Source organism: Micromonospora xinjiangensis, assembly GCF_056150165.1.
Genome location: NZ_JAXCFO010000001.1, coordinates 547,399 through 567,961, shown reverse-complemented (window position 1 = coordinate 567,961; position 20,563 = coordinate 547,399). Strand labels below are relative to the sequence as shown.

The following is a 20,563-nucleotide window of genomic DNA, read 5'->3' as shown; positions in this document are numbered from 1 at the left end:
GTTGATCAAGAGGTCTGCGTCGGATCGGAACCGTTCGCTGACGCAAACTCTTGATCGACCGGGAGGGGGCGGGGTGCGGGTCAGGCGGCGCGGAGGTACTGGTCGGGCCAGGTGGGGGTGGCGCCCAGCTTGGCGGCGGCGCGGCGCGGCCAGTACGGGTCACGCAGCAGCTCCCGGCCGAGCAGCACCAGGTCGGCCTCGCCGTCGGCGATGATCTGCTCGGCGTGCTCCGGCTCCACGATGAGCCCGACCGCGCCCGTCGGCACGCCGGCCTCCCGCCGGATCCGGGCGGCCGCCGGCACCTGGTAGCCGGGGCCGAGCGGGATCTGCTGGGCCGTGCTGACGCCGCCCGACGAGGCGTCGACGAGGTCCACCCCGGCACCGGCCAGCTCCGCGGCGAGCACGACGCTGTCCGCCACCGTCCAGCCGCCCTCGACCCAGTCGGTGGTGGAGATGCGGGCGAGCACCGGCACGTCCTCGCCGACGGCGGCGCGTACCGCCCGCGCCACCTCGAGGGTGAGCCGCATGCGTCCGGTCCGGTCGCCGCCGTAGCCGTCCGTGCGGTGGTTGGTGAGCGGGGAGAGGAACTCGTGCAGCAGGTAGCCGTGCGCCGCGTGGATCTCCACGGCGGCGAAGCCGGCGTCGAGTGCCCGGGTGGCGGCGGCCGCGAACGCGTCGACCACCCCGGCGACGCCCGCGGCGTCCAGCGCGGTCGGCGTCCGGTAGTGCGGGGCGAACGGCTCGGTTCCCGGGGCGACCGGGGTCCAGCCGCCCTCGGCGTCCGGCACCCCGCCCGGCGTGCCGGCCCAGGGCCGGTAGGTGGACGCCTTGAATCCGGCGTGCGCGAGCTGCATCGCCGGCACCGCGCCGTGGGCGGTGAGGAAGGCGGCGATCGGGCGCCAGGCGTCCACGTGCGCCCCGGACCAGATGCCGGTGTCCTGGGGGCTGATCCGCCCCTCCGGCACGACCGCCGTCGCCTCGGTGAGCACCAGGCCGACGCCGCCGACCGCGCGGGCGCCGAGGTGCACCAGGTGCCAGTCGGTGGGCAGGCCGTCGGGGCCGGCGGTGTACTGGCACATCGGCGACATGGCGATGCGGTTCGGCAGGGTCTCGGCGCGCAGGGCGAGCGGGGTGAAGAGCGTGCTCATAACGTCATCCTCTCGACGTGCGAAGGAGGGCCCCCGGGTGGGGACCCTCCTTCGGCTCATTCTCGAAGCCGAGGTGCGGCGCCAGCGTCAGGCCGGGACGGGGCTCAGCTCGTCCTTGCGGGTGGCGGAATCCGTGCCGGGCTCCGGGTCGAGCAGCTCCCGCCGGCCGGCCGCGTCGTACGCGGTGCGGTCGAGGGTGCCCTCGCGGGCCGAGACGATCGTCGGCACCAGCGCCTGGCCGGCCACGTTGGTGGCCGTGCGGATCATGTCGAGGATCGGGTCGATGGCCAGCAGCAGGCCGGCGCCGGCCAGCGGCAGGCCCAGCGTGCTCAGGGTCAGGGTGAGCATCACGATCGCGCCGGTCAGGCCGGCCGTGGCGGCCGAGCCGACCACCGACACGAACGCGATCAGCAGGTAGTCGGTCACGCCGAGGTGCACGCCGAACACCTGGGCCACGAAGATCGCGGCGAGGGCCGGGTAGATCGCGGCGCACCCGTCCATCTTCGTGGTCGCGCCGAACGGCACCGCGAACGAGGCGTACTCGCGGGGCACGCCGAGGCGCTCGACGGCCCGCTGGGTCACCGGCATCGTGCCGACGGAGGAGCGGGACACGAAGGCCAGCTCGATGGCGGGCCAGGCGCCCGCGTAGAAGCGCAGCGGGTTGAGCCGGCCGGCGGCCACCAGCAGAAGCGGGTAGACCACCAGCAGCACGATCGCGCAGCCGACGTAGACCGCGGTGGTGAACTTGGCGAGCGGAGCCAGCAGGTCCCAGCCGTACGAGGCGACGGCGTTGCCGATCAGGCCGAGGGTGCCGATCGGGGCGAGCCGGATCACCCACCAGAGCGCCTTCTGCACGATCTCCAGCAGGGAGCGGTTCAGCGCCACGAACGGCTCGGCCTTCTCGCCGACCAGCATCGCGGCGGCGCCCACGACGAGCGCCAGGAAGACGATCTGGAGCACGTTGCCCTCGACGAAGGCGCCAACCGGGTTGGTCGGCACGATGCCGGTGAGGAAGTCCGTCCACGAGCCGGTCTTCTTCGGCGCGGCGGCGCCGGCGGTGTCCAGGGTCACGCCGCGGCCCGGATCGGTGAGCAGACCCAGGCCGATGCCGACGCCCACCGCGACGAGCGCGGTGATGCCGAACCAGAGCAGCGTCTTCAGCGCCAGCCGGGCGGCGTTGGCCACGCCGCGGAGGCTGACCACGCTGACCACGATCGCGGTGAAGACCAGCGGCGGCACGGCCAGCTTCAGCAGCTGGACGAAGAGACCGCCCACGGTGTCGAGGGTGCTGGTCAGCCAGCTCAGGTCGTTGGCGCGGGCCAGGAAGCCGAGCGCCACGCCGAGGACGAGGCCGAGCAGGATCTGCAGGGAAAAGGGGAACTTGCGCAGGGCGGAAGCCATGAAGATGAGTCCAAGCGTCTGGTGGGGTCGGTCAGGGCAGCGTCAGGAGAGCGGCCGCGCCGGACAGACGCCGCTGGCCTGCAGTCGGAGATCGACGTACAGGCGAGCGGTCAGGTGCCAGATGTTGGTCATCGCCGCACGACGATACGCCGAAGCCGTCGGGGGTGGAAGCCGCGGCGGGCGTGACGATCCTTACAAAGGTGGCGGTCGATGGCCGAAACCGACCGTGGCCGGACACGGGGCCCGCCGGGCGACGCCCCACCGGCGGGACGCGGCCGGTCCCGCCACCGCGGGGCAGGGCCACCGGCGGCCGGTGCGGCGCGGCCGGGCGGGGCTACCGCCGGGCGAGGCCGACGGCGGCGGCCACCGCGAGCCCCCAGAGCACCGAGGTCGCGAGCACCAGCCGCTCCAGTACGCCGACCACCGTCCCCCGGCCGACGAGGAGCATCGCCAGCCCGACCGCCGCGCACAGCGGCAGGGCGAGCGCGGCGGCGGCGCCGGAGACCTGCCGCAGCCGCCCGCCGGCCGCCGGGCAGAGCGCGATCGCGATCATCGCGAAGACCACGGCCGCCGTGGCGGCGATGCTCGCCGCACCGTGCACGAGATCGGCCCGGGTGGCCCGCTCGAACGGCGGTAGGGGGCAGCCCGCGCTGCACGTGACCGCGCCGGAGAGCGCCGTGCCGAGGGCGCCGGCCGCGAGCAGCACCGCCGCCACCCGCAGCCCCGGTGGCAGCGCCGCGGCGAGCAGCAGCAGCGCGGCGGCCAGGGCGTAGACGCCGAGCCGGTACGTCGGCGCCTGGTCGCTGGAGGCGATGCCGGCCTCGCTGACGTACCCGGTGAGCGCCGGTCCGGGGCCGGCGAGCACGGCGGCCGTCACCGCGCAGGCCCCGACCAGGGCGCAGCCGGCGGCCGCCGCCGCGGCGGTGGCGCGGAGGGCGGTCGGCGGCTCGCGTCGCTTCCGCTCAGCCACGCCCGTGCGGCGTGGTCCAGCCGGAGGTGTCCGGGCCGAGCGGCACGATCCCGGTCGGGTTGATCTCCCGGTGGGTGGCGTAGTAGTGGCGCTTGATGTGGTCGAAGTCGACCGTCTCGCCGAAGCCGGGGGTCTGGAACAGATCTCGGGCGTACGCCCAGAGCACCGGCATCTCGGTCAGCTTCTGCCGGTTGCACGTGAAGTGCCCGTGATAGGCGACGTCGAAGCGGACCAGCGTCGTGAAGAGCCGCACGTCCGCCTCGGTGATCTCCTCGCCCATCAGGTAGCGCCGCCCCGAGAGCCGCTCCGACAGCACGTCCAGCCGGGCGAAGAGCGCCTCGTACGCCTCGTCGTACGCCTGCTGGGAGGTGGCGAAGCCGCAGCGGTAGACGCCGTTGTTGACGTCCCGGTGGATCTCGGCCATCAGCGCGTCCATCTCCGGGCGCAGCTCGACCGGGTAGAGGTCGGGCGCGTCCGGGGCGTGGAAGCGCCGCCACTCGGTGGAGAAGTCCAGCGTGAGCTGGGGGTAGTCGTTGGTGACCACCCGCCCGGTCACCGTGTCGACGAGCGCGGGGACGGTGACCCGCCCCGAGTAGTCCGGGTCGGTGGCGAGGTAGGCCTCGGAGAGGAAGCCGATGCCGAGCACCGGGTCGAACCCGTCCGGGTCGAGGGCGAACCGCCAGCCCCGCTCGTCCCGGATCGGGTCGACGGTGCCCAGCGAGATGACGTCCTCCAGGCCGAGCAGGTTCCGGACGATCCGGGCGCGGTGCGCCCACGGGCACGCCCGGCACCAGATCAGGCGGTAGCGCCCGGCCTCCAGCGGCCACCGGCCCTGCTCGTCCGGGCCGCCGCCGGGCCGGGACGTCGAGTGCGGGGTGACCCGGTCGGTGAACCGGTTGGGTTGGCGGACGAACCCACCACCCGCACTGGTTTCTGCGCTGAACTGTGCCCGGGCCATGCCGTCAACCTATCCGCTCGGGCCGGTGGATATCCTGGCTGCCGGGTGTTTCTCCCGACCCGGCCGGGCGCTCGCGTCCCGTCCGTCGTACCCCGAAGGACCCCTCTCCCACCCCCCGAAGGACTCGCGATGACCGTGGCATACCTGGTGGCCGGCGTCCGCACCCCGATCGGCCGCTACGGCGGCGCGCTGGCCGGCGTACGCCCCGACGACCTGGCCGCGCACGTCATCCGCGAGCTGGTCGACCGGCACCCGGCGGTGGACTGGGCCAGGGTGGACGACGTGATCCTCGGCTGCGCCAACCAGGCGGGCGAGGACAACCGCAACGTCGCGCGGATGGCCGCCCTGCTCGGCGGCCTGCCCGAGGAGGTGCCGGGCAGCACCGTCAACCGGCTCTGCGGCTCCGGCCTGGACGCCCTGGCCACCGCGGCCCGCGCCATCGTGGCCGGCGAGGCCGACCTGATCGTGGCCGGCGGGGTGGAGAGCATGAGCCGGGCGCCGTTCGTCATGCCGAAGGCGACCTCCGCCTACTCGCGGGCGGCCGAGGTCTACGACACGACCATCGGCTGGCGCCTGGTCAACCCGCTGATGAAGAAGCAGTGGGGCATCGACTCGATGCCGGAGACGGCCGAGAACGTGGCCGCCGAGTTCGGCGTCGACCGGGCGGCGCAGGACGAGTTCGCCCTGCGCTCGCAGCAGCGGGCGGCGAAGGCGCAGGCCGACGGCCGGCTCGCCGAGGAGATCGTGGCGGTGACCGTCCCGGAGGGACGCAAGGGCACCCGCCGGGTCGAGGCCGACGAGCACCCGCGGGAGACCTCGCTGGAGAAGCTGGCCGCGCTGCCGACCCCGTTCCGCGAGGGCGGCACGGTGACCGCCGGCAACTCCTCCGGTGTCAACGACGGCGCCGTCGCCCTGCTCGTCGCGTCGGAGGCGGCGGTCGCGCGGTACGACCTCACCCCGCTGGCCCGGGTCACCGGTGCCGCCGCGGCCGGTGTGCCGCCCCGGATCATGGGCGTCGGGCCGGTGCCGGCGACCCGCAAGCTGCTCGACCGGCTCGGCGTCGGCCTCGGCGAGGTGGACGTGATCGAGCTGAACGAGGCGTTCGCCGCCCAGTCCGTCGCCGTGCTGCGGGAGCTGGGCCTGCCCGAGGACGCGGAGCACGTCAACCCGAACGGCGGCGCGATCGCCCTCGGCCACCCGCTCGGCGCCAGCGGGGCCCGTCTGGCGCTGACGGCCGCGCTGGAGCTGCGCCGTCGGGGCGGGCGGCGGGCGCTGGCGACGATGTGCATCGGGGTCGGTCAGGGGATCTCCCTTCTGATGGAGTCCGCGGCCTAGAGTGTTCTGCACCACACCCTCGACGGGTCGGCCGGTGCGCCGCCACGTGCCCGCGCCGGCACCGGCCCGCGCCGCGGACACGACCTGGGGAGTTTGCACATGCCGGAAGGACTTCCGACCGAGATCGACCTGAGCCGGCCCAGTGCCGCCCGCGTGTACGACTACTTCCTGGGCGGAGCGCACAACTTCGAGATCGACCGGCAGCTCGCCGAGCAGATCGCGGCCATGACGCCGCACCTGCCGGCCACGATGCGCGCCGGCCGCGAGTTCCTGCGCCGGGCCGTCCGGGCGCTGCTGGACGCCGGCATCGACCAGTTCCTCGACATCGGTTCGGGCATCCCGACGGTGGGCAACGTGCACGAGGTGGCCCAGCAGGCCGACCCGAAGGCCCGGGTGGTCTATGTGGACATCGACCCGGTGGCGGTCGCGCACAGCCGGGAACTGCTCGCGGGTAACGAGGGGACCCTGGTCGTCCACGCCGACCTGCGCGAGCCGGAGCGGATCCTCACCGAGGCGCGCGGCCTGCTCGACCTCGACCGCCCGCTGGGCATCCTGCTCGCCGGCGTCGTGCACTTCGTCCCGGACGCCGACGGCCCGGCCGAGATCCTCGCCACCCTGCGGGCCGCCGCCGCCCCGGGCAGCCACCTGGTCATCTCCCACTCCACCTTCGAGGACCAGCCGCAGGAGATGCTCGACGCGCAGCGACTCTCGGCGCGCACCGACACGGAGATCACGTTGCGGTCGCGGGCCGAGATCACCGGCTTCTTCGGCGACTGGACGATCCTCGATCCGGGCGTGGTGCACATGCCGCTGTGGCGTCCCGACTCGCCGGCCGACGTGGACGACCACCCGGAGCGGTTCGGCGCGTTCGGCGGGGTGGCGCGCAACGACCGGCCCGCCGCCGGCTGAGCGTCGTGGCCGGCGTCCCGGACCGCACCGGCGGCGACGTCAGCCGGGCCGGCGCGCGCGGATACGCCGCCGAGTGGTCCCGCGCGGTACGTCGCCTCGGTTTCGTGCCGCACAGCGCGGCCGAGACCGAGCGGCTGCTGCTCGCGCACACCGTACGGCTGGCGCAGGCGCTCTGCGCCGAGCCCTTCTCGGAGGTGCCCGCGCAGGAGGTCGGGCGCGCGCTCGTCGAGGCGCACCTGACCGAGCCGCGGATGCTGCAGTGGTCGGTGCGGGCCCTCGGTGAGGAGTTCCTCGGCCGCGTGGTGCCGCCGGAGACGGCCCCGAAGGACGCGGCGGAGCGGATCGCCGTCATGCAGGGGGCGCTCGCCGCCGACTTCGCCCGCGCCCTGCGCGATCGCACCTTCAGCCAGCAGGAGCGGATCGCCCGCTCGGCCTGGCAGGCGCGTGACGAGGTGGAGCAGGCGCTGCGGGACAGCGAGGCGCGGTTCCGGGCGGTCTTCACCGGGGCGGCGATCGGCATCGGCATCGCCGACGTCGACGGCCGGATCATCGACGTCAACCAGTCGTTCGCCGACATGCTCGGCTACTCGATCGAGGAACTGCGCCGGGTCAACGTGGCGTCGCTCTTCCATCCCGAGGACGCGGCCGGCATGTGGGAGCTCTACCGGGAGATGGTCGAGGGCAAGCACGACTCGGTCCGGGTGGAGAAGCGCTACTACCGCAAGGACGGCAGCAGCCTCTGGACCGACCTCGCGGTCTCCCTCATCCGGCACGACGACGGCCGGCCCCGGTTCACCGTCGCGATGATCGAGGACATCACCGAGCGGTACGCGTTGCAGCAGCGACTGCGTTTCCAGGCGCTGCACGACCCGCTCACCGGGTTGCCCAACCGGACGCTCTTCTTCGACACGCTCGGCCGGGTCCTCGACACGGCGCGGTCGGGGCAGCGGGTCGGCGTCTGCTTCCTCGACCTCGACGGCTTCAAGGCGATCAACGACGGTCTCGGGCACGACCTCGGCGACCGCCTGCTGGTCGTGATCGCCCGCCGCCTCGCCGAGTGCGTCGCGGACCGGGGCCACCTCGTCGCCCGGATGGGCGGCGACGAGTTCGTCATCCTCGTCGACGGCGGCGACGGGCTCGACGACGCGGTGGCCGTGGCCGAGGCGGCGCTCGCCGCGGTCGCCGACCCCGTACGGGTCGACGACCAGGAGCTGACCGTGTCGGCCAGCGTCGGCATCGTCGAGTGCCCGGCCGGCGAGACGAGCGCCTCGGAGCTGATGAAGGCGGCCGACACCACCCTCTACTGGGCCAAGGCGGAGGGGCGGGGCCGGTGGGCGGTGTACGACCCGGAACGCAGCGCCCGCGACATCGCCCGCTCGTCGCTGGCCGCGAATCTCCCGGCGGCCCTGGACCGGGGCGAGTTCGTGCTCCGCTACCAGCCGATCGTGTCGCTGCTGGAGGGCCGGATGGTCGCCGTCGAGGCGCTGGTCCGCTGGCAGCACCCGGAGCTGGGCCTGCTCGGGCCGGACCGGTTCATCGGCCTCGCCGAGGAGACCGGGCTGATCGTCCGGCTCGGCGAGTGGGTGCTCCGGCAGGCCTGCCAGGACGCCGAGCAGTGGCGGCGCCGGTTTCCGGAGGCCGGGCTGGTGGTCAGCGTCAACCTGGCGGCCCGGCAGGCCGAGGACCCGGCCATCGTCGAGACGGTCTCGGACGCCCTCTCCGCCAGCGGCCTCCCCGCCGAGCTGCTGCAACTGGAGCTGACCGAGAGCGCGGTGATGGGCACGGCCGGGGAGCCCCTGCGCTCGCTGCACCGGCTGGCGGCGCTCGGCGTACGGCTCGCCATCGACGACTTCGGCACCGGCTACTCGAACCTCGCGTACCTGCGGCGGCTGCCGATCCACTGCCTGAAGCTGGCGGGGCCGTTCGTGGAGGGCATCCGCGGCGACGAGGCGGACGCGGCGGCCGACCACCGGGACGAGCGCATCGTGGACGCGCTCGTCCGCCTGGCGCACGCGCTCGAGCTCTGGGTGACCGCCGAGGCGGTGGAGACGGGCGTGCAGGCCGAACGGCTGCGGGCGCTGCGTTGCGACACCGGGCAGGGGCGGCTCTTCGGCGCCCCGATGCCGGCCGACCGGATCACCGAGCGGCTGGCCGGGACGGAGGCGGCGTGATCCCGCGTGCGCCGGCCGTCGCCGGGGAAGAGTGTCGTCCATGAGCCTCACCGACTCCGAGACCGCCGTGTCGGTGGTCGCCGCCCTGGCGATCGTGGCCGGCCTGGCGGGCGTGATCGTGCCCGGCCTGCCGGCGCTGCCACTGTGCTGGGGCGGGGTGCTGGTCTGGGCGCTGTTCGGCGGCGCCGGGCCGGGCCGGTGGGCCGTGCTGGCCGCCGCGACGCTGGTCGCCCTCGGCGGCACGGTGGTCAAGTACGCCTGGCCGGGGCGCAACCTGAAGCGCAGCGGGGTGCCCACGTCGTCGCTGCTGGCCGGCGGGGTGCTCGGTCTGGTCGGCTTCTTCGTCGTCCCGGTGGTCGGGCTCGTGATCGGCTTCGTGGGCGGGGTGTGGGCGGCCGAGCGGCTTCGACTCGGCGACTCCCGGCTCGCCTGGCCGGCCACGAAACGGGCGGTGGCCGCGGCGGGCCTGTCGATGCTGCTGGAGTTCCTCGCCGGCCTGGTGATCGCCGCGCTCTGGGTGGCCGGGCTGCTGCTCACCTGAGCCCGCCCCGGCGGGGTGGGTGGCGGCGGCGCGGGGCGTCGTCGGGTACGGCGCGGTAGCCGTACGGGTGAGAGAGAGGTGACCCGCCCCGCGCCGCCGCGCGGCCGGGCGGTCCGAGGCCCGGCGGTGGCCCGTCGCGATCGGGCCTGGTCACAGGCTCAAGGATGCGCCGCCGGGGCGGCCTCCGGCAACGCAATTAGCGCCGTCGGCATTGACGGTCGTCGGGTTTGCCAGTAGACCTTGGGGATGGAGCCCCGCCGATGAGGAAGGCCCCGGTGACGCTGGAGCAACTGCGCGTCGCCGTCGCCGAGGGTGAGATCGACACCGTGGTGCTGGCCCTGGTGGACATGCAGGGTCGGCTGCAGGGCAAGAGGTTCCACGCGCCCTACTTCCTGGAGCAGGTCGTCGCGCACGGCAGCGAGGGCTGCAACTACCTGCTCGCGGTCGACGTGGAGATGAACACCGTCGACGGGTACGCGATGTCGAGCTGGGAGCGGGGCTACGGCGACTTCGCGATGAAGCCCGACCTCAGCACGCTGCGCCGGGTGCCGTGGCAGCCGGGGACGGCCCTGCTCCTGGCCGACCTGGAGTGGTTGGACGGGTCCGGACCCGTGGTCGCCTCGCCGCGGCAGATCCTCCGCCGCCAGCTCGACCGGCTGGCCGGGCATGGGCTCACGGCGTACGCCGGCACCGAGCTGGAGTTCGTGCTCTACCGCGACTCCTACGAGGATGCCTGGCGGCGTGGCTACCGGGAGCTGACCCCGGCGAACCAGTACAACGTGGACTACTCCCTGCTCGGGACGGCCCGGGTGGAGCCGCTGCTGCGGCGGATCCGCACCGAGATGGCCGGCGCCGGCCTGACGCCCGAGAGCGCGAAGGGCGAGTGCAACCTGGGGCAGCACGAGATCGCCTTCCGCTACGACACCGCGCTGACGTGTGCCGACCACCACGTCATCTACAAGAACGGGGCGAAGGAGATCGCCGCCCAGGAGGGCATGTCGATCACCTTCATGGCCAAGCCGAACGCCCGCGAGGGAAACTCCTGCCACATCCACTTCTCGCTGCGCGACGTCGACGGCCGCCCGGCGATGCTCGGTGACGGGCCGGGCGGGCTGAGCGCGACCGGGCGGCACGTGCTGGCCGGGCTGCTCGCCACGATGCGCGAGCTCAGCCTTTTCTTCGCCCCCAACGTCAACTCCTACAAGCGCTACCAGCCGGGCTCGTTCGCGCCGACGGCGCTGCGCTGGGGCACCGACAACCGCACCTGCGCCCTGCGGGTGGTCGGGCACGGCCCCGGCCTGCGGGTGGAGAACCGGGTGCCCGGCGCGGACGTCAACCCGTACCTGGCGATCGCCGCGCTGGTGGCGGGCGCCGTGCACGGCATCGAGCAGGAGCTGGAGCTGGGCGAGGAGTGCACGGGCAACGCGTACGACGACCCGGCCGCCGAGCGGGTGCCGGGCACCCTGCGCGACGCGCTCGCCCGGTGGGAGTCCTCCGCGGCGGCCGCCGACGCCTTCGGCGCCGAGGTGGTCGCCCACTACGCCAACCAGGCGCGCGTGGAGCTGGCCGCCTTCGACGCCGCGGTCACCGACTGGGAGCTGGTCCGTGGCTTCGAACGCCTCTGACCCGCCCGCCGCGCTCCGGCGCTTCGGCGGTCGGTCCCCGGCCGCCCCGGGGACGTCACCGGTGCGATCCCGGGGAGGGGTGAGGGCGTGACCGACGTGCGGAACCCGGCCACCGGGGAGGTGATCGGCGAGGTTCCCGCCACGGCGGCGGCCGACGTGGACGCGGCGATTGCGCGGGCCGCCGCCGCCTTCGAACGGTGGCGGTGGGTCGCGCCGGGGGAGCGGGCGCGGCTGCTGCGGCGGTTCGCCGCCGTGGTGGACGCGCACCTGGAGGAGCTGGCCCGGCTGGAGGTACGCAACAGCGGCCATCCTGTCGGCGGCGCGCGCGGGGAGGCCGGCAACGTGCGCGACGTGCTCGACTACTACGCCGGCGCGCCGGAGCGCCTCACCGGCCGGCAGATCCCCGTGCCCGGCGGTCTCGACGTCACCGTCCACGAACCGCTCGGCGTGGTCGGGGTGATCGTGCCCTGGAACTTCCCGATGCCGATCGCCGCCTGGGGCTTCGCCCCGGCGCTCGCCGCCGGCAACACGGTGGTGCTGAAGCCGGCCGAGCTGACCCCGCTCACCGCCCTGCGCCTGGCGGAGCTGGCCCGCGAGGCCGGCCTGCCCGACGACGTGTTCACCGTGCTGCCCGGCGAGGGCGCCGTGGTGGGCGAACGCTTCGTGACCCACCCGGCGGTCCGCAAGGTCTGCTTCACCGGCTCGACGGCGGTCGGCACCCGGGTCATGGCCGGCTGCGCGGCCCAGGTGAAGCGGCTGACGCTGGAGCTGGGCGGCAAGTCCGCCAACATCGTGTTCGCCGACGCCGACCTGGCCGCGGCCGCGGCGAGCGCCCCGTACGCCGTCTTCGACAACGCCGGGCAGGACTGCTGCGCCCGGTCGCGCATCCTGGTCGAGCGCCCGGCGTACGACCGGTTCCTGGAGCTGCTCGAACCGGCGGTGCGGAGGTTCCGGGTGGAGGACCCGGCCCGGGAGAGCGCCGAGATGGGTCCGCTGATCTCGGCGGCCCACCGGGACCGGGTGGCCGCCCACGTCGAGGGCGCCCGGGTCGCCTTCACCGGCTCCCGCCCGGACGGCCCCGGCTTCTGGTACCCCCCGACGGTGCTGCTCGCCGACTCGCCGGCCGACCGGCACTGGCGCGAGGAGATCTTCGGGCCGGTGGTCTCGGTCCTGCCCTTCGACGACGAGGCGGAGGGCGTCCGACTCGCCAACGACACCGACTACGGCCTCTCCGGCTCGATCTGGACCCGGGACGTCGGCCGGGCGCTGCGGGTCGCCCGGGCCGTCGAGGCCGGCAACCTGAGCGTCAACTCGCACTCCTCGGTGCGCTACTGGACCCCGTTCGGCGGCATGAAGCGCTCCGGCCTCGGCCGTGAGCTGGGCCCGGACGCGCCGCACGCCTTCACCGACGTCAAGAACGTCTTCATCGCCACGGAGGAGTGAGCGTGCGGGATCGGTTGCGGGATCGGGTGGCCGTGGTCACCGGGGCGGGCAGCGGCATCGGGCTGGCCACCGCCCGGCGGTTCGCCGCCGAGGGGGCCCGGGTGGTCTGCGTGGACATCGACGCGGCGGCCGGGCGGCGGGCCGCGGAGGAGGTGGGTGGCGACGCCGTGGTCGCGGACGTCGCGGACGAGACCTCCGTGCGGGACCTCTTCGACGGGGTGGTCGAACGGCACGGCCGGGTCGACGTGGCGTTCAACAACGCCGGCATCTCCCCGCCGGAGGACGACTCGATCCTGGAGACCGGCCTGGACGCCTGGGAGCGGGTGCTGCGGGTCAACACGACGAGCGTGTACCTGTGCTGCAAGCACGTCATCCCGCACATGCGCCGCCAGGGCCGGGGATCGATCATCAACACGGCATCGTTCGTGGCGCTGATGGGGGCGGCCACCTCGCAGATCGCGTACACGGCGAGCAAGGGCGGGGTGCTGGCGATGACCCGGGAGCTCGGGGTGCAGTTCGCCCGGGAGGGGATCCGGGTGAACGCGCTCTGCCCCGGCCCCGTCGCGACGCCGCTGCTGCTCGAACTCTTCGCCGCCGATCCGGAACGGGCCGCCCGCCGGCTCGTGCACGTGCCGATGGGCCGGTTCGGCCGGGCGGAGGAGATCGCCGCCGCGGTGGCGTTCCTGGCCAGCGACGACGCGTCCTTCATGACCGCCGCGCAGTTCGTGGTGGACGGCGGCATCACCGGCGCGTACGTCACTCCCCTGTGACGTCGCTCGCGCCGGGCCGAATCAGCAGCGCCTCGCGCGCCGTGAGCGTTACGTCGCGGGTCCGCCGGGGTACAAGTCCGAGCACGGCAGATGGAGATCATCTGCGGGGACGGCCGGACCGGGAGGGGCTGCATGAGTTCGGCGCTGGGTGGCGCGGACGCCGGGCAACTCCGGGTCGCCGACGAGGAGGTGCCCCCGTCACTGGCCGCGGCCTTCACCGCGGGCGGCGAGATGGGCGAGCGGCTCGCCGCCTTCGACTGGTCCGGCACGCCCCTGGGCCCTCCGCAGCGGTGGCCGGACGCCCTCGTGAGCGCGGTGGGGATGATGCTCGCCTCCAGCGCGCAGATCGTCATGTTCTGGGGCGAGGAGAAGCTCGCCTTCTACAACGACGCCTACCGGCCGACCATCGGCGGGAAGCACCCGGACGCGCTCTGCCGCCCGGCGCGGGAGTACTGGGCGGAGACCTGGGAGGTGCTCGCCCCGCTGCTCGACGGGGTGCGCCGGACCGGCCGGTCCTACCGCGCCCAGGACCACCCGTTCCTGCTCGACCGGCACGGGTTCCTCGAGCAGACCTACTTCGACGTCTCGTACGACCCGATCCGCGTCGCCGACGGCTCCGTCGGGGGAGTCTTCTGCATCGTCAGCGAGACGACCGGCCGGGTGCTCGGCGAGCGGCGGCTGCGGGCGCTGGCCGAGCTTGGCGCCGCGCTCGCCGACGTGGGCACCGCCGCCGAACTCGGCCGGGCCGCCGCCGAGGTGCTCGACCGGCACCGGTCGGACGTACCCTTCGCCCAGATCTGGCTGAGCGACGAGGGGGAGCGGCTCGCCCTGGCCGGGTGCAGCGGCGCCACGCCGGCGTCCGGCACACCGCCGGAGGCGCTCGCCCGGGCCGGAGAGGGACCCGCGACGATCGGCGCCGCCGAGCTGCTCGACCGGCCGCCGGCTGAGGCGGCCGACCGGGCGCTGGTGCTGCCGATCACCGCGAACCACCGGACCGTCGGCGTGCTGGCCGTGGGCGTGGCCCGCCGGCTGCCGCTGACCGACGACTACCGGAACTTCCTCGACCTGGTCGCGGCCCAGATCTCCCGCGCGGTCGGCAAGCAGCGGGCGTACGAGCAGGAGCGCGACCGGGCCGCCGCGCTGGCCGCGCTGAGCCGCGCCAAGACCAACTTCTTCGCCAACGTGAGTCACGAGTTCCGCACCCCGCTCACCCTGGTGCTCGGCCCGCTGGAGGACCTGCTCGCCGACCCGGAGCTGCCGTCGGCGTACACCGACCGGCTGACCGTGATGCACCGCAACGCGCTCCGCCTGCTCAAGCTGGTCAACACGGTCCTGGACTTCTCCCGGCTGGAGTCCGGCCGGCTCACCGCCCGCTACCAGCCCACCGACCTGGCCGACTACACGGCCCGGCTGGCCAGCACGTTCCGGTCGGCGATCGAGCGGGCCGGGCTGCGCCTCGTGGTCGACTGCCCGCCGCTGCCCGCGCCGGTCTTCGTGGACCGCGACATGTGGGAGAAGATCGTCCTCAACCTCCTGTCGAACGCGGTGAAGTTCACCTTCGACGGCGAGATACGGGTCCGGGTCCTCGCCGTGGATGGCGCCGCCGCCCGGCTCGAGGTGGCGGACACCGGCGTGGGCATCGCGCCGGAGGAGCTGCCGCACGTCTTCGAGCGGTTCCACCGGGTGCCCGGCGTACGCGCCCGCACTCACGAGGGAACCGGGATCGGGCTCGCGCTGGTGCGGGAGCTGGCCGGGATGCACGGCGGCGAGGTGGAGGTGACGAGCCGCACGGACGAGGGCTCCACCTTCACGGTGACCGTCCCGTTCGGCGCCGCGCACCTGCCGCCGGACCGGCTGGTCGAGAGCGGGCGGCCGGTCGCCGAGTCGGAGACGGCACCGCTGTACGTGGCGGAGACCACGCACTGGACCGACGCCGGGGCAACGCTGGGCATCCCCACCCGTCCCGCCGCCTCGGCCGGCCGGATCCTCGTGGTCGACGACAACGCCGACCTGCGCGAGCACGTCGCCCGCCTGCTCTCCCCGACGTGGGAGGTGGTCACCGCCCCCGACGGGGCGGAGGCGCTGCGGCTGGCGGTGACCGGCACGTTCGACCTGGTGCTCACCGACGTGATGATGCCCAGGCTGGACGGCCTCGGGCTGGTGGCCGCGTTGCGCGCGGATCCGCGCACCCGCTACGTGCCGATCGTCCTGCTCACCGCCCGGGCGGGCGCGGCCGAGGCGGTATCCGGGTTGTCGGTCGGCGCCGACGACTACCTCACCAAGCCCTTCTCGGGGCAGGAGCTGACCGCGCGGGTACGGGCCAACGTCGAGCTGGGCCAGCTGCGCGGTCAGATCATCCATCGGCTGGGCGGGCTCGCGGACGCGGCGGTGGCGGTCAACAGCGTCCGCTCGACGGCGGACGTGCTCCGCGTCGCCGCCCGGCACGCGCTCACCCTCGTCGAGGCGGCCCGGGTGGTGGTCACCGCCAACGGTGGCCGGGCCGAGGCGGACGCCGGCTCCCCGGTGTCCGCCGAGCCCTCGCTGCTGCTGCCGCTCACCGGCACCGGCTCCGAGCCGCTCGGTGAGCTGCGGGTGTGGCGCCCGGAGCCGGACGGCGCCGAGACCGACGAGGCGGTGCTGACCCAGCTGGCCCGGCTTGTCGGGGTACGGCTGGAGAACGCCCAGCTCTTCGAGGCCGAGCACCGGATCGCGACGACGTTGCAGCACAGCCTGCTGCCCCGGTCGCTGCCGCAGCTGCCCGGGGCGGTGGTGGCCAGCCGGTACCTACCCGGCGCCGCCGACGTCGAGGTCGGCGGCGACTGGTACGACGCCATCGCGCTCGACGACCAGGAGCTGGTGCTGGTCATCGGCGACGTGGTCGGCAAGGGCGTGCAGGCGGCCGCCGCGATGGGCCAGCTGCGCAACGCGCTGCGCGCGTACCTGCTGGAGGGCTTCGACCCGGGCGAGTCGCTCACCCGGCTGAACCGGCTGGTCGGCTCGACCGAGGACCGCTCCTCCGCCACCGTCGTCTGCCTCGTCTTCCACCCCGGCACCGGTCGGCTGCGGTACGCCAGCGCCGGTCACCCCTCGCCGCTGCTCATCCGGGGAGACGAGGTCACGTTCCTGCACGACCGCGCGCTGGGCCCACCGGTCGGCGCCGTGCCGGAGGTCACGTACCGGACCGCGGACGCAGCGCTGCCCACCGGTGGTCGGCTGCTGCTCTACACCGACGGCCTCATCGAGGACCGCCAGGTCGGCATCGACGAGTCGCTGGCGCAGCTGCGCGTGGACGCCGCCACCCCGAGCGAGCACGTGGCCGACCTGATCGACGCGGTGGTGGCACGGTGCGACGGGCGGCACCGCCGCGACGACGTGGCGGTGCTGGCGCTGGAGTCGACCGAGCCGCAGCGGTTCACGCTGCGGCTGCCGGCCGACCCCACCCGGCTGCGGGTGCTGCGCAAGCGCCTGGAGGACTTCCTCGTGGCGCACGGCGTCGGCGAGACGGACCTGTTCGACCTCACCGTGGCGATCTCCGAGGCCGCCGCCAACGCGATCGAGCACCCGGTGGACCCGGTTGAGCCGACGATCTCGGTCGAGGTGGCCATCGAGGACCGCACGGTGACCGCCACGGTGCGGGACACCGGGCGCTGGCGGGAGTCGACCGGCGCCGGGTACCGGGGGCGTGGCCTCGCGCTGATCCGGGCGCTGGGTGAGGTGTCGGTCAGCCGTACCGCGACGGGCACGGAGGTGACGCTGCGCCGCCGGTTGCAGGACTGAGCGGCGCGACCGGCGGTGGGGTCAGCCCTGCTGCAGCCAGGGCTGTTCACCCAGGCCGGAGATGTCCAGCACCCGGCGGACCTGCCGCGACGGCAGCACGGTGAGCGTGTCGGGGAAGTGCCGGGCCAGCAGCACCAGCGCGTGGATGGCGGCCGAGTCGAAGAAGGTGACCGCCCGCAGGTCGAGCGTCACCCGCGCGGCGTGCTCCCGCACCGCGGTCTGGAACATCGTGTCGGCGGTGACCATGTCGACCTCGCCGGTCACCACCACCTGAGCGTGGCCGTCCGTGATCTCGGCCGTGGCGGAGAAGACGGGCGGCGGTGCCCCTAGATCCACCACGTCACCATGGCACATCGGGGCAGACGGGGCAACAAGCGCAGGCCGCCGACCGTCCCGGGGCGGTGGTCGGTCCCGGCGATAGGCTTGGACCATGACCGTCCGTGCGCCCCTGACCCCAGGCACGCTCTCCCCGTGGCGAGCGGTTCCCGCCCACATTCCCCGTCCCGAGTACGTGGGCAAGAAGGGTCCGAAGGAGTGGCGCGGGTCGCACGTGCAGACCCCCGAGACGATCGAGAAGATGCGCGTGGCGAGCCGGCTGGCCGCGCAGGCGACCCAGCTCGCCGGGGAGCACTGCAAGCCGGGCGTCACCACCGACGAGATCGACCGGGTGGTGCACGAGTTCCTCTGCGACCATGGCGCGTACCCGTCGACGCTGGGCTACAAGGGCTTCCCGAAGTCCTGCTGCACCAGCCTCAACGAGGTGATCTGCCACGGCATCCCGGACTCCACGGTGCTCCAGGACGGCGACATCATCAATGTCGACGTGACCGCCTACCTCAACGGGGTGCACGGCGACACGAACGCCACCTTCTGCGTGGGTGAGGTGAGCGAGGAGGCGCGGCTGCTGGTCGAGCGCACCCACGAGGCGATGATGCGGGGTATCCGGGCGGTGGCCCCGGGGCGGCAGATCAACGTCATCGGCCGGGTCATCGAGTCGTACGCCAAGCGCTTCGGCTATGGCGTGGTGCGTGACTTCACGGGGCACGGGATCGGCGAGTCCTTCCACAGCGGCCTCTACGTGCCGCACTACGACAGCCCTCGGCCCAGCGACGTGATGGAGCCGGGCATGACGTTCACGATCGAGCCGATGATCACGCTGGGCACCTACCAGTACGACATGTGGGACGACGGCTGGACCGTGGTCACCAAGGACCGCAGGTGGACGGCCCAGTTCGAGCACACGATCGTGGTGACCGAGGACGGTCACGAGATCCTGACGCTGCCGTGACGGAGACCCCCGCGGCGCTGCGCGAGGCCCACCACGCGGACGTCTCCGGCGGCTGGCTCCGCCCGGCGGTGTTCGGCGCGATGGATGGTCTGGTCACCAACATCGCCCTGATCGCCGGTGTCGGTGGCGGCGGCGTGTCGCCGCGCAGCATCGTCCTCACCGGTGCGGCAGGTCTCGTTGCCGGCGCGATCTCCATGGGGCTCGGCGAGTACACCAGCGTCCGGTCGGCCAACGAGCAGGTCGCCGCGGAGGTGGCCAAGGAACGGCGGGAGCTGGAGCGCCATCCGGAGGCGGAGGCCCGGGAACTGGCTGACGCGTGGGTGGCCCGCGGGCTGCCGCGGGACCTCGCGGTGCAGGTCGCCGAGGCGGTGCGGCGCAACCCGGAGGAGGCGCTGCGGGTGCACGTCCGGGAGGAGCTGGGCGTCGACCCGGACGACCAGCCCAGCCCGTGGGCGGCGGCGATCTCGTCGTTCTTCTGCTTCTCGGTCGGCGCGTTCGTGCCGCTGCTGACCTACCTGCTCGGCTTCACCAGCCTCTGGCTCGCGCTCGGCGTCGGTGGGCTGGGCCTCTTCGTGGCCGGCGCGGTGGTCGCCCGGTTCACCAACCGCCCCTGGTGGTCCAGCGGCCTGCGCCAGCTGCTGCTCGGCACGGCCGCCGCCGCCGCGACGTACGGCATCGGGGTCCTGATCGGGGTCGAGGGCGCCCTGGGCTGACCGCCCCCGCCCGGCCCTGTCGGCGTCGGGTGGGGGTGGTTACGGGGTGAGGAGGTCGTCCACCGTGCCGTCCACGGGCTGGCCCCGGGCGGCCAGCTCCTCGGCCTGCCGGGCCAGCACGGCGCCCACCTCCGTCATGTCCGCGCCCGCCAGGCCGGTGCGCCGCACAGCGTCCCCCGGGTCGCGGAAGTAGGTGCGGCTGAGCAGCCCGTTCACCGTGGCCGCCGCCAGGCGGGCCTCGCCGAGCATGAGCAGGGCCTGGTCCGTCTCGTACCACTCGGCCAGCCGGGCGGCCCGCGCGTGCGCCGCGCAGCCCCGGTACCACGCCTGGCGGGCGGCGGCGCTGAACTCGGCCGGCCGGGCGCGAGCCAGGCGACCGAGGTGCTCGTCGCGCAGGGTTCGCAGCCAGCCCGTCGGGTCGTGCAGCGGCCGGGTGCTGACGTAGCGGTCGGCGGTCAGCGGCCAGAGCGAGTTGATCACCCGGGCCCGCTGGAGGTAGTCCTCGGCGCCGGTCACCGTGAGGTCGACCAGCACGCCGTCGACCCGTCGCGTCGCCGGGGACGGCCCGGCGCCCGGCCGGTACGTCACCACGAGCACCCCGACCTCGCCGTCACCGCCACCGTCGTCGTCGCCGTGTGCCAGCGGTCCGTGCACCGCGACGGCGAGCACGTCGGCGGGGAACCGCCGTCGGGCCGCCTCCGCCACCCGTTCGGCGACCGTCCACCGGGCGTCGGCCGGTTGCCGGTCGATCTCGACGTCCTCGCTGTTGGCGTTCACGCCGACCACCCCTGCGACGCTCGAGGACGCGCGGGCGCGTCCGCTGCCCGGTCAGGGCGTCGCGGTCAACCCCGTGCCGCTCACCCCGCTGGACGCGGGTGCCGCCCGTCGGTCGATGCCGCTCGCCCCGGTGAACGCGGGCGCCGCCGGCCCACCTGCCCGGCCGCTCCGCTGCGCACCACCCTAGCCACCCTGGCCGCCCCCGCCGGGCTCGCCGCGCCCGACCGGGACCAGGCGGAAGATGCGGATCTCCCGGCCACCGGCCCGGCGCACGTACGTGCGGTACGCCGGCCACTCGGTGACCAGCAGGTCCCAGAGGCGGTCCCGTTCCGCGCCGGTGGCGACCTCGGCCCGCACCCCGATCCGACGGCCCTTCACGGTGACCTCGGCCGCCGGATCGGCGAGCAGGTTCATCGACCATCCCGGATGGTGGGGCTGGCCCCAGTTCGAGCCGATCACCACGTACGCGTCGCCGTCCGGGACGTAGAGCAGCGGATTGCTGCGCGGCTTGCCCGAGCGGCGGCCGGTGGTGGTGAGGATCAGGGACGGGATCAGACCGAGCGCGACCACCCGGCCCCGGGTGAGCCGCCCGACCGCCCGGTCGGCCGGCACCAGCAGGCGGGCGGCGGCACCGAACCAGCGGTGGTGGCCGACGCGACGGGTGATGGCTCCGAGGACCGACACGGGGACAGTCTGGCGGTCGGCCGTCCGGCGCGACACCCCCCGAACCGGCCGTC

The 20,563-nt window shown here is 74.2% G+C and carries 17 protein-coding genes; 10 read left to right on the top strand and 7 right to left on the bottom strand.

Features of this window, described 5'->3' with window-relative positions:
- Positions 1-80 precede the first annotated feature (80 nt).
- The 4 genes from SM573_RS02785 to SM573_RS02770 form a co-directional block, all read right to left on the bottom strand.
- A complete protein-coding gene (locus tag SM573_RS02785; RefSeq protein WP_474615401.1) occupies positions 81-1,148 on the bottom strand; it encodes an NADH:flavin oxidoreductase/NADH oxidase in 1,068 nt (355 codons plus the stop codon).
- An 87-nt stretch (positions 1,149-1,235) separates the two neighbouring features.
- Entirely contained in the window at positions 1,236-2,537 is a 1,302-nt protein-coding gene (locus SM573_RS02780) for a dicarboxylate/amino acid:cation symporter (protein ID WP_474614022.1), read from the bottom strand.
- Between the two features lie 346 nt (positions 2,538-2,883).
- Positions 2,884-3,519 carry a DUF998 domain-containing protein gene (locus SM573_RS02775; RefSeq protein WP_474613874.1) on the bottom strand — a complete coding sequence of 212 codons (636 nt, stop codon included), beginning with the start codon at positions 3,517-3,519 and terminating at the stop codon, positions 2,884-2,886.
- A complete protein-coding gene (locus SM573_RS02770; protein ID WP_474615400.1) occupies positions 3,512-4,477 on the bottom strand; it encodes a glutathione S-transferase family protein in 966 nt (321 codons plus the stop codon). Before SM573_RS02770 ends, SM573_RS02775 begins: the two co-directional genes overlap by 8 nt.
- Before the next feature lie 129 nt (positions 4,478-4,606).
- Here SM573_RS02770 and pcaF point away from each other — a divergent pair, with 129 nt between their 5' ends.
- The 8 genes from pcaF to SM573_RS02730 all read left to right on the top strand — a co-directional run bounded on the left by pcaF (position 4,607) and on the right by SM573_RS02730 (position 17,048).
- Positions 4,607-5,812 (top strand): 3-oxoadipyl-CoA thiolase, encoded by a 1,206-nt coding sequence (gene pcaF, locus SM573_RS02765; RefSeq protein WP_474615399.1) that lies wholly within the window; start codon positions 4,607-4,609, stop codon positions 5,810-5,812.
- Between the two features lie 93 nt (positions 5,813-5,905).
- On the top strand, positions 5,906-6,721 hold the full coding sequence (locus SM573_RS02760) for an SAM-dependent methyltransferase (protein WP_474613871.1): 816 nt from the start codon (positions 5,906-5,908) through the stop codon (positions 6,719-6,721).
- Between the two features lie 5 nt (positions 6,722-6,726).
- Entirely contained in the window at positions 6,727-8,892 is a 2,166-nt protein-coding gene (locus tag SM573_RS02755) for a putative bifunctional diguanylate cyclase/phosphodiesterase (protein WP_474615398.1), read from the top strand.
- 40 nt (positions 8,893-8,932) lie between these two features.
- Positions 8,933-9,433 (top strand): DUF456 domain-containing protein, encoded by a 501-nt coding sequence (locus SM573_RS02750; protein ID WP_474613869.1) that lies wholly within the window; start codon positions 8,933-8,935, stop codon positions 9,431-9,433.
- Between the two features lie 260 nt (positions 9,434-9,693).
- Entirely contained in the window at positions 9,694-11,058 is a 1,365-nt protein-coding gene (locus tag SM573_RS02745) for a glutamine synthetase family protein (protein ID WP_474615397.1), read from the top strand.
- Between the two features lie 87 nt (positions 11,059-11,145).
- Positions 11,146-12,501 carry an aldehyde dehydrogenase family protein gene (locus tag SM573_RS02740; RefSeq protein WP_474615396.1) on the top strand — a complete coding sequence of 452 codons (1,356 nt, stop codon included), beginning with the start codon at positions 11,146-11,148 and terminating at the stop codon, positions 12,499-12,501.
- Between the two features lie 2 nt (positions 12,502-12,503).
- Positions 12,504-13,271, top strand: coding sequence for a 3-oxoacyl-ACP reductase (locus tag SM573_RS02735; RefSeq protein WP_474613866.1), 768 nt, complete (start codon positions 12,504-12,506; stop codon positions 13,269-13,271).
- Between the two features lie 132 nt (positions 13,272-13,403).
- A complete protein-coding gene (locus SM573_RS02730; RefSeq protein WP_474615395.1) occupies positions 13,404-17,048 on the top strand; it encodes a SpoIIE family protein phosphatase in 3,645 nt (1,214 codons plus the stop codon).
- Positions 17,049-17,069: 21 nt separating this feature from the next.
- On the opposite strand, the gene SM573_RS02725 is transcribed toward SM573_RS02730, so the two are convergent.
- A complete protein-coding gene (locus tag SM573_RS02725) occupies positions 17,070-17,384 on the bottom strand; it encodes an STAS domain-containing protein (protein ID WP_474613864.1) in 315 nt (104 codons plus the stop codon).
- A gap of 94 nt (positions 17,385-17,478) precedes the next feature.
- Between SM573_RS02725 and map the strand changes: the two genes are divergently transcribed.
- Both map and SM573_RS02715 read left to right on the top strand, forming a co-directional pair.
- On the top strand, positions 17,479-18,336 hold the full coding sequence (gene map / locus SM573_RS02720; protein WP_474613863.1) for a type I methionyl aminopeptidase: 858 nt from the start codon (positions 17,479-17,481) through the stop codon (positions 18,334-18,336).
- Complete coding sequence (locus SM573_RS02715) at positions 18,333-19,049, top strand: VIT1/CCC1 transporter family protein (protein WP_474613862.1); 717 nt, start codon at positions 18,333-18,335, stop codon at positions 19,047-19,049. The genes map and SM573_RS02715 overlap by 4 nt, the downstream gene beginning before the upstream one ends.
- Before the next feature lie 39 nt (positions 19,050-19,088).
- Here SM573_RS02715 and SM573_RS02710 read toward each other — a convergent pair whose 3' ends face one another.
- Complete coding sequence (locus SM573_RS02710) at positions 19,089-19,826, bottom strand: nucleotidyltransferase domain-containing protein (RefSeq protein ID WP_474613861.1); 738 nt, start codon at positions 19,824-19,826, stop codon at positions 19,089-19,091.
- Between the two features lie 183 nt (positions 19,827-20,009).
- The gene (locus tag SM573_RS02705; protein ID WP_474613860.1) at positions 20,010-20,510 is read right to left on the bottom strand and encodes a nitroreductase family deazaflavin-dependent oxidoreductase; all 501 of its coding nucleotides are present in this window, start codon (positions 20,508-20,510) and stop codon (positions 20,010-20,012) included.
- Positions 20,511-20,563: the final 53 nt, after the last annotated feature.

Coding starts and splice junctions, on each gene's coding strand:
- SM573_RS02785 (WP_474615401.1), bottom strand. CDS start 1,148: ATGAGCACGCTCTTCACCCCGCTCGCCCTGCGCGCCGAGACCCTGCCG.
- SM573_RS02770 (WP_474615400.1), bottom strand. CDS start 4,477: ATGGCCCGGGCACAGTTCAGCGCAGAAACCAGTGCGGGTGGTGGGTTC.
- pcaF (WP_474615399.1), top strand. CDS start 4,607: ATGACCGTGGCATACCTGGTGGCCGGCGTCCGCACCCCGATCGGCCGC.
- SM573_RS02750 (WP_474613869.1), top strand. CDS start 8,933: ATGAGCCTCACCGACTCCGAGACCGCCGTGTCGGTGGTCGCCGCCCTG.
- SM573_RS02745 (WP_474615397.1), top strand. CDS start 9,694: ATGAGGAAGGCCCCGGTGACGCTGGAGCAACTGCGCGTCGCCGTCGCC.
- SM573_RS02730 (WP_474615395.1), top strand. CDS start 13,404: ATGAGTTCGGCGCTGGGTGGCGCGGACGCCGGGCAACTCCGGGTCGCC.
- map (WP_474613863.1), top strand. CDS start 17,479: ATGACCGTCCGTGCGCCCCTGACCCCAGGCACGCTCTCCCCGTGGCGA.